Here is a 9,401-nt window from a genome sequence, read left to right on the forward strand (position 1 = left end):
ATCTGTCGGATATCACCAGCCCAATAGTTATTGTCTATCTCGACAGAGTGTAGTCGATGGACCAACACCGGTCGATGCCTTACTGGTGGCGGTACTGGAACTTCGGAGTCGGGCTGTTGCTACTCGTCGCCACCGGAGCGCTGTACGTGCTGTTCGACCCGCCGACGGCACCCGAACAGTTCGAGCTGCTCCTGTTCGTTCTGGCTACACTCCTGTTTTTTCTCTCCGGACTGGAAATCCAGTTCAGCGTCGGAGCACGACGAATACGGGAGCGACAGTTCGTCGCCGCTGCACAGCTACTACTCGGCGTCGCGCTTCTCTGGTCGCCGGCTGTTTCCGTCCTCGAACAGGGCGTCGAACCGTACGACGTCGTCGCCTTGGCCTCCGGACTGTTCATGCTACTGATTGGTTTCGGGACGATATACAGTCCGGCTGTGTTCGGACCGTACGACAGCGCTGATTGAGCATCGATTCGTATCCCCGTTCACTGCTCTCCGGCGAGCGCGCCGAGTCGCTCGGCAGCCGTCCGCGGTCCCTTCGCGAGCAACACGTTGCCCGCCCGGAGTTCGGTCTCGGGACCGGGCGAGACGACCCACTCGTCGTGGGCATGCGTCACCGTCTCGGTCGTGACGGACTCGTCGGTGACGTCCGTCCGCCCCGCCCGCCGGACCGCGATGACGCGCATCCCCGTCTCGGTCTTGACCATCCGCCCGCCGAGAGTCGCACCATCGAGATCGCTGTCGTGTCCGACGGTCAGCCGGACGATCACCTCGTCCGATTCGCCGACGGCCTCGGCGATGACCGGATGCGAGCCGAGTCCTCTGAGGACGCCTTCGCTGATCTCGACGGCCGCGTCGGAGATGACCTCGGTGCTGCGGGCAAGATGGACGAGCCCGCGCAGCGAGACGGGATCATCGACTCGGCTCGCCGCACGGAGCGTCCACGCCTCGAAGCGTGACTGAAGCGCGTCGACCTCGGCCTCCAGGTCGACCACCTCGTCGGCGAGATTCGTACTGTCGAACAGCACCGCACCGTAGCCCAGGTCGACGGCGAGTTCGCTCATGTTCTTCATCAACACCACCGAATCGGTCGCACGTTCGAGATCCGAGATGGTCGGGTCGGGCGGCTCCGGTGGAGTGTAGACTTCCCCAGTAACACTCTGATAGACGCCGGCGAGCGCCTCCTCCGGCCCGCGAAAGAGCACGACATCGTCGGCTTCCAGGGTGGTCTCGCGGTCGGGGTTGAGCACCCACTCGCCGGCCCGCCGGAGCGCGATCGCCCGCACGCCGGTCTCGCTTTCGAGATTGAGGTCGCCGAGAGCTCCCCCGGCGAAGCGCGCATCGGGAGCGACCTGCGCACGCACGATCGTCTCGACGGCGTCGGGCAGCGCCCCGCGGATCGCCTCGGGCAGACCGATCTCCTCCAGGACGACCTTGGCGATGTCGCCGGTCGCGTCGCTCACCTTCTCTGTCGCGCCGACGATCCCCACGACCGGCGCGAGCGCCTCGGCGTCGTCGGGGCTGCGGGCGGCCATCAGCAGACTCATCCGTGTCTTGAGCTGGAGGATATCCATCTCGGATTCGAGTTCGAGCACCTCGGCGGCGACCTCCCGGCTATCGAGCAGCACCGCCGAGTACGAGAGGTCGATCATGAGCTCGGCGATGTCCTTCATCTCCGCGAGGAGCCGCTTGACGCTCCGTGGCTCGTAGCCGACCTCCCGTGACATACGTCGGCGTTCGACCGGACCGGTCAAAAGCTTGCCGTGGCGCAACGGTAATGCTTTTCCCGGAAGGTAGGGAAGCAGAGACATGGCCGACGACCTCCAGAAGGGCCTCGACGATGTGCTCGTTGCCGAATCATCGCTCAGCTATATCGACGGTGATGCCGGGCTGCTCGCCTATCGCGGCTACGACATCAAGGACCTGGCGCGCGAGGCGAGCTACGAGGAGGTACTCTACTTGCTCTGGCGCGGCGAACTCCCCGATCGCGACGCGCTCGACGAGTTCGCCACCGAACTCGCCGCCGAACGCGCGGTCGACGAGTCGGTCATCACGACGCTCGACGGCCTCGCCGCCGCCGACGAACGCCCGATGGCCGCGCTCCGAACCGCGGTCTCGATGCTCTCGGCGAGCGACCCCGAGGAGAGCGATCCCGACGATCTCGACGCCGCCCTCCGGAAGGGTCGCCGCATCGCCGCGAAAGTCCCCACCGTGCTCGCGGCCTACGACCGCCTGCGCAACGGCCAGGAGCCCGTCGAACCCCGCGAGGACCTCGGCTACGCCGCGAACTTCCTCTACATGCTCGATGGCGAGGAACCCGACGACGTGGCCGCCGAGACCTTCGACATGGCACTCATCCTCCACGCCGACCACGGGCTCAACGCCTCGACGTTCACCGGGATGGTCATCGCCAGCACGCTCGCCGACACCTACAGCGCCGTCACCGGCGGCGTCAGCGCGCTCGCGGGCTCGCTCCACGGTGGCGCGAATCAGGACGTGATGGAGACCCTGCTCGAACTCGACGAGAGCGAAAAGGACCCCACCGACTGGATCCGCGACGCGATCGACAACGACCGCCGCATTCCCGGCTGGGGCCACCGCGTCTACAACGTCAAGGACCCGCGCGCCGAGATCCTCACCGAAAAGTCCGCAGAGCTCGGCGAGAATTCCGGCGAAAAGAAGTGGTACGACTACGCCGCCACGATCGAGGAGTATCTCACCGAGGAGGAACAGTTCCCCGAGAAAGGGCTCGCACCCAACGTCGACTTCTACTCCGGTACTGTGTACTACCAGCTCGGCATCGATCTCGACATGTACACCCCGATCTTCGCGATGAGCCGCGTCGGCGGCTGGGTCGGTCACGTCCTCGAATACCAGGAAGACAACCGCCTCATCCGCCCCCGCGCACGCTACGTCGGTCCCGAGAACCGCGAGTTCGTCCCGATCGACGACCGTTAAACACCCCCACTTTTTCGACGGGGGCATCGCGCTCGCTCACTACGTTCGCTCACGCTCAACCCCCGTCCAAAAACCTGGACTAAAAACTCCTGCTCGCTCCCTACGGTCGCTCGCAGTGAACCGCGCTCGTTCCACTCGCGCGGATGCGACGCTCTCCGCAAACCGCACAACGCCGCAACCGCCGAAGCCCTCGGCGCGCGCTCACTCCGTTCGCTACTCGCTCCCTACGGTCGCTCGCGCGCTTCGCCCTTCATCCGCCAGGCACCGCACCGCAACCGCACCGCGGCCGCGCCGCCAGCGGCACGAAATCATCACGCTGGACCGTCAGGTACTGGTTCGCGACACGCGTTCGAGCGGTATGCCACCCGAACTCCAGTGTGCTGCCTGCGGCACTCGCTACGCCGACCGCTGGCGATGTGCGTGCGGGCAACCCCTCGATTTCGTCGATCGACCGCTACCCGAAGGTTCTCCGCCCATACCGACCACCCTCGACACCCGCGAGGGCCTCTGGACGTTCGACGAGTTCCTCCCGATCGAGCGCCGCGTCACGCTCGGCGCGGGCTGGACGCCGCTCGTCGACAGCGAGGGACTCAGTCCCTCGAAGAGCCGAACGGAATCCGGCGATGCGCCCGACTGGAACTGCGCGTTCAAGCTCGAATCCGTCTCGCCCACGGGCAGTTTCAAGGATCGCGGCGCGGCGCTGACGGTCTCGCGAGCACTCGCCTGCGGGGCCGAACGGCTCGTCGAGGACTCGTCGGGCAACGCCGGGACCGCGATCGCGACCTACGCCGCCCGCGCGGGCCTCGAAAGCGAAATCTACGTGCCGGCCGACGCGACCGCCGCGAAACTCCACGCGATCGAGCGCACGGGCGCGGACGTCGTCCGCGTCCAGGGATCGAGAGAAGACGTGACAGAGGCGGCCATCGACGCCGTCGAGACGGGTGCGGACTGGTACGCGAGCCACGCGTGGCGACCATCGTTTGACGCCGGCACCAGCACCATCGCCTTCGAGATCGCCGCCCAGCGCGACTGGCACGCTCCCGAAGCCGTCGTCTGCCCGCTCGGCCACGGCACGCTGTTCCTCGGCCTCTATCGCGGCTTTCGCGCGCTCGCTGACGCCGGCTGGATCGACGACCCGCCACAGCTACTCGCCGCTCAGGCCGCCGGTTACGCTCCGTTCGTCGAGGGTTCGGACGACGAGAACGACCGCGCCGACGGCATCCACATCCGCGAACCGGTCCGCGCCGACGAGGTCCAGAAAGCCATCGCGGAAACGGACGGCGACGCCATCGCGATCGACGCCACGGCGACCGATCGCGAACACGAACGTCTCCACGAAGCGGGCTTCCCCGTCGAGCCGACGAGCGCCGTCGCGCCCGCCGCCCTCCGGGAGTATCGCGAGCGCGGGGTGCTCGCCGATGACGTGGATGTGGTGGTGCCGCTGACCGGGCGGGCGAAGAACTGACTCAGAGAAGCGCATCAAGCCGTTCAACGCTCGTCTCCATGTAGCCCCAGTCGAGCGTGAACGCCTCGATCGAGAGCGTCCCCGTCCAGTCCTCTCGCAGTGGATCAAGGATCGTCCCGAAATCGAGCGTGCCGGCACCGAACGGGAGGTGTTCGTCGCTGGCCCGTCGGGTGTCGTTCAGGTGGAGATGGGTAACGCGATCACGATGGCTGTCGAGGAAGTCGGCCATATCGGTCGAATCCATGCCATTCATCCGCGCGTGACCGGTATCGAAAGTCATGCTCGCGCCGGTTGCATCGAACAGGCGCGGGAACCGTTCGGCAGGGAAGAACTCGCCGGGGATGTTCTCGACGCAGACCTCGAACCCGTGTTCGCTCGCGAAGCCGTCGAGTTCGCGCACCGAATCGAGCAGCTGCTCGCGGAGCTCGTCGTGTTCCCACGCGGGCGACCAGGCCGACGTGCTCGCGTGGACGACGCCCTTCTCCGCACCGCAGTCGGCGGCCGTCTCGATCGCCGCCAGGAGTTCGCGCAGCGCACCCTCGCGGACGTGCTCGAACGGCGAAGCGATATCGAGCGCGAACGGGAGATGCACCGCGAGGTCGATATCGTTCTCGACGGCGCTCTCCTGGACTGCTTCGGGGTCGAGACGGTTCCGCACGTGTTGCCCGTCCATCATCAGCTCGACGAAGTCCAGGTCGAACGCGTCGGCGTGCGCGAACGCGTCCTCGTACTCCATCCCGATCTGCGTGACGAACCCGCGTCGAATCCCCATGCACGACGCTCGGGGACGCGAACGTTTGAATCCGCGGCGTCAGTGCTCTGGATGGATCGGTGCGTCGAACCCGCCACGCACCAGCGGTTTGGCGATGTGTCGGCGCGCACAGGGTGGCACCTCGTACCACCCCTCCTCGAGATCGCGCTCGATCGGCTGCTCGACTTTCCCCGGCGCGCTCGTCTCACATCGTCGACAACGATAGCCCTGTCCGCGGCCCGCACTCTCCATCGAGCGCCCGCAGTCGGGACAGGTTGGGACCACGGGTTCGGTCGTCACGAGATCGCGGACGGCGAACTTCTCGAGTTTGAGGGTCCCCTCGGAGACCTCGCCACAGACGGTGAGTTCGTCGCCGACTCGGAGCGCGCGCACCCGATCACGGAAACGCTTCGTCGGCTCGAAGGCCGCACAGGCCATCGTCGCACCCTCGTCGTCGAGTTCGAAGAAGACGTGGCCACCCTGACGCGTTTCGGGCGAACCCGACACTCGGCCGTCGAGACGGTACGATCGCCCGTCCTCGCTGGCCTCGATCGTCCCGTCGCGCAGGTGTGCGTCGGTACCCTGATTGGTCACGAACAAAGCCGCTCGCTCGACGGGTTCGCTCTCGATACGTTCCGCGACGGCGCGCACGACCCCGGGATCGTCGCCGCGAACCCCGTGGAGGATCGGACCGGGCGCGTGCGGCACGCAGACCATCGCGCTCTCGCCGTGATCGACCGTATCCCACGCGTCGGGATAGCCCCAATCGGCGGCCGCGACGAGGGAATCGAAATCGACCTCGCGCGGCGTTCCGCGCCGATCCGCTTCGCGATAGCTGATGTGTTCGTAGGTCGGGTCGTCGAACGATTGCCATGCGCCGACCGCCGCGAGCGCACCGATGAGGCCGCGCGCGTTGCCCCACTCGGCGTGGCGATAGCCGGCAGCGTCGATTCGCGCCTCGGCGTCGGCAAGCGCGAGATGCTCGCGAACCGCCCGGCGCGAGAACGCCACGACGGGTTCCGAGGTCGTCTCGCCCGGGGCGACCACGACCCCAGGGTTCGTCCGCGGGTCGTCGATCGCCGCGAGCGCATCGACCGCCTTGCGAGCGATCGAGAGGGCTTCGTCGACGGCGAGATCGGTGTGTACACAGAGTGCGGCGTTACCGCGCGTCTTGTGCTCGACGGCGGGGTTCAGTCTGACGAGCACCAGTCGCTCGACCGTCCCGCCGGCCGCGCGCACCGCCTCGGCGACTCGGACGGCGAGATACGTCGTACACATCCCTCGCTCGCGCGAGTCGCTGTCGTCGAGCCCGATGAGCGTCACACCGGTTCTGGGACGCCGTCGCTCAACCGCGTTCCGGCTCAAATTTGATATATAAATCTTCTGCTGTAGAACGACGAACCGCCCGACGAGAGGGTCTCCCGCCGGCACAACCACTATATACGATGCGCTACTTACGTACAGCTATGTCCCGGTCCGCGCTCGTCGGCAACGTGACGGCCATGCTCGAAGACGCGGGCTTTCTCGTCAGTGAGCGCTGTGCGGTCCGCCCGAAGAGCTTCGACGTGGCTGCCCGCCGCGACGACACGGTACTGCTGCTCAAGATCCTCGGCAACATCGACGCCTTCGATGCCCGCACCGGCATCGAGATGCGGCGACTCGGCACCCATCTCGACGCCACACCGATGGTCGTCGGCCTGCGAACCCGCGACGAGGAGCTGAAACCCGGCGTAATGTATCTCCGACACGGCGTGCCGGTCCTGAGCCCCGACACCGCCCTCGATCTGTTCATCGAGGACGTCCCGCCGATGATCTACGCCGCCCCCGGCGGGCTCTACGTCAACATCGACGGCAAGGTGCTCGCCGACGAACGCGAAGAGCGCGAGTGGAGTCTCGGCCGGCTGGCCTCGGAGCTCGGCGTCTCACGACGCACCGTCTCGAAATACGAGGACGGCATGAACGCCTCCGTCGAGGTCGCCGCCAAAATGGAGGAGCTGCTCGACGCACCGCTCGTCGATCCCGTCGACGTGCTCGACGGTGCCGAGGACCCCACCGACGAGGACACGACCGACGACGAGACCGACGACGCACTCGTCGCCGTGCTCACACGGGTCGGCTTCGACGTCCATCCGACGACGCGCGCGCCGTTCAAAACCGTCAGCGAGGACGACGGCGACGAGGAGAACGTCCTCACCGGCCACTCGGCGTTCACACAGACCGCCGAGAAGCGCGCCCGCATCATGTCCTCGCTCGGCACCGTCACCCGCACGCGCTCGGTCTACGTCGTCGACGACGCCAGTCGCGACGCCGTCGAGGAAACCGCACTCATCGAACGCGAGGAGATCGACGCCATCGACGATCCCGACGCGCTGCGCGAGCTGATCCGCGAACGCGCCGAGAGCTCCGCCTGAACGTTTTTACTGCGGGGGATCGCGCTCGCTTCGCTCGCGCTCAACCCCTTGCAAAAACGTTCATTAAAAACTCCCGCTCACTCGCGCCTACGGCGCTCGTTCACGGCGTTCTCGTGAGTGACCGCAGGGAATGAACGAGAGCCAGAGAGACGCTACGCGTCTCTCGCGAACCGCGCTCGCTTCACTCGCGCGGATGCTGACGCTTTCCGCAAACCGCAACGGCACCGCAGAAGCCCTCGCGCTCCCGCTGGTCGCGCTTCGCCCTTCATCCACCAGGAGAGCACCGAACCGCAACCGCCGGCTGCCGTACCGCAGCCGCCCGGCAGCCGCCGACCGCACCGCAGCCGCCATCGCGCCGGCTCAGTAACGACTTTCAGCACGCCGGTCGAAGGCTGATTATGAACCACGAAACCTCGCGCGACCTCTACGATCGTGCGCTCTCGGTGCTCCCCGGCGGCGTCAATTCCTCGGTGCGGGCGACCCAGCCCTACCCGGCCTTCATCGAGCGCGGCGACGGCGGCCACGTCATCGACGCCGACGGGAATCGCTACATCGACTACGTGATGGGCTACGGGCCGCTGCTACTGGGCCACGACCTGCCCGAGTCGGTTCGAGCGGCGATCCAGTCGTCGATGAGCGACGGGCCGATGTACGGCGCGCCGACCGAGATCGAGGTCGAACTCGCCGAGTTCGTCGCCCGTCACGTCCCCTCGGTCGAGATGCTGCGGTTCGTCAACTCCGGTACCGAAGCGACCGTCTCGGCCGTCCGCCTCGCGCGCGGCTACACCGGCCGCGGGAAGATCGTCGTCATGCAGGGCGGCTACCACGGCGCGCAGGAATCGACGCTCGTCGCGGGCGACGCCGAGAACGCGCGCTCCTCCTCGCCCGGCGTGCCACAGACGTTCGCCGAACACACCATCCCGGTGCCGTTCAACGACAGCGAGGCCATCGAGGAAGTGTTCGAAACCCACGGCGAGGAGATCGCGGCGGTGCTGACCGAACCGCTGCTCGGCAACACGGCGGGCGTACCCCCTGTCGAGGGGTATCACGAACAGCTGCGCGAGCTCTGTGACGAGTCCGGCGCACTCCTGATCTTCGACGAGGTGATGACCGGGTTCCGGGTCGGCGGACTCCAGTGCGCACAGGGGAAGCTCGGTGTGACGCCCGATCTCACGACCTTCGCCAAGATCATCGGCGGCGGTTTCCCGGCGGGTGCAGTCGGCGGCCCAGCGGAGATCCTCGAATCGTTCACGCCTGCCGGCGACGTCTTCCAATCGGGCACCTTCTCTGGCCATCCGGTCGCGATGGCTGCCGGCCTCGAAACCCTGCGCTACGCCGCCGAAAACGACGTCTACGATCACGTGAACCGACTGGGCAAGCAGCTCAGAACGGGCATCGCCGACATCGTCTCCGACCGCGCACCGGGCTACACGATACTGGGCACCGACAGCATGTTCAAACTCGTGTTCACGCGCGCCGGTGCGACCGACATCGACGAGGCCTGCATCCCGGGCTATCGCCAGACGCCCGACAGCGACTGCTTCGACCACTGCCCGAAAACGGGAGCCGACGTCGAGAGCGCCGAAACCGATCGTTGGGACAGGCTGTTCCGTCCCGCGATGAAGGAGGAGGGGGTCTTCCTCACCGCCAATCAGCTCGAATCACAGTTCGTCAGCGACGCCCACACCGACGAGGACGTCGAGCAGACCCTCGAAGCCTACAAGGAGTTCTTCGAGTAGCTCAGTCGTCGGCCGGGGCCGATTCGGCGATCGATTCGGGCGCAACGGGAGCGTAGCCTGTCTCTTATACACATCTCT

At 66.6% G+C, this 9,401-nt stretch carries 8 protein-coding genes; 5 read left to right on the plus strand and 3 right to left on the minus strand.

Going from position 1 to position 9,401, the window contains the following annotated elements:
- Positions 1-56: 56 nt before the first annotated feature.
- On the plus strand, positions 57-464 hold the full coding sequence (locus C448_RS00630) for a hypothetical protein (protein ID WP_152415487.1): 408 nt from the start codon (positions 57-59) through the stop codon (positions 462-464).
- Between the two features lie 20 nt (positions 465-484).
- On the opposite strand, the gene C448_RS00635 is transcribed toward C448_RS00630, so the two are convergent.
- Complete coding sequence (locus C448_RS00635; protein ID WP_004051112.1) at positions 485-1,726, minus strand: potassium channel family protein; 1,242 nt, start codon at positions 1,724-1,726, stop codon at positions 485-487.
- Positions 1,727-1,808: 82 nt separating this feature from the next.
- Between C448_RS00635 and citZ the strand changes: the two genes are divergently transcribed.
- A complete protein-coding gene (gene citZ / locus C448_RS00640) occupies positions 1,809-2,957 on the plus strand; it encodes a citrate synthase (RefSeq protein ID WP_004051113.1) in 1,149 nt (382 codons plus the stop codon).
- Between the two features lie 358 nt (positions 2,958-3,315).
- Positions 3,316-4,422 carry a pyridoxal-phosphate dependent enzyme gene (locus C448_RS00645; RefSeq protein ID WP_004051115.1) on the plus strand — a complete coding sequence of 369 codons (1,107 nt, stop codon included), beginning with the start codon at positions 3,316-3,318 and terminating at the stop codon, positions 4,420-4,422.
- Between the two features lies 1 nt (position 4,423).
- Here C448_RS00645 and C448_RS00650 read toward each other — a convergent pair whose 3' ends face one another.
- On the minus strand, positions 4,424-5,194 hold the full coding sequence (locus C448_RS00650; RefSeq protein ID WP_004051116.1) for a sugar phosphate isomerase/epimerase family protein: 771 nt from the start codon (positions 5,192-5,194) through the stop codon (positions 4,424-4,426).
- Between the two features lie 39 nt (positions 5,195-5,233).
- On the minus strand, positions 5,234-6,496 hold the full coding sequence (locus C448_RS00655; RefSeq protein ID WP_004051120.1) for a TiaS agmantine-binding domain-containing protein: 1,263 nt from the start codon (positions 6,494-6,496) through the stop codon (positions 5,234-5,236).
- 143 nt (positions 6,497-6,639) lie between these two features.
- Here C448_RS00655 and C448_RS00660 point away from each other — a divergent pair, with 143 nt between their 5' ends.
- Both C448_RS00660 and hemL read left to right on the plus strand, forming a co-directional pair.
- Entirely contained in the window at positions 6,640-7,584 is a 945-nt protein-coding gene (locus C448_RS00660; protein WP_004051122.1) for a transcriptional regulator, read from the plus strand.
- A gap of 398 nt (positions 7,585-7,982) precedes the next feature.
- Positions 7,983-9,323 (plus strand): glutamate-1-semialdehyde 2,1-aminomutase, encoded by a 1,341-nt coding sequence (gene hemL / locus C448_RS00665; protein WP_004051123.1) that lies wholly within the window; start codon positions 7,983-7,985, stop codon positions 9,321-9,323.
- The last annotated feature ends 78 nt before the right edge of the window (positions 9,324-9,401 follow it).

Source organism: Halococcus morrhuae DSM 1307 (assembly GCF_000336695.1).
In the GTDB taxonomy this organism is placed as follows: Archaea; Halobacteriota; Halobacteria; order Halobacteriales; family Halococcaceae; genus Halococcus; species Halococcus morrhuae.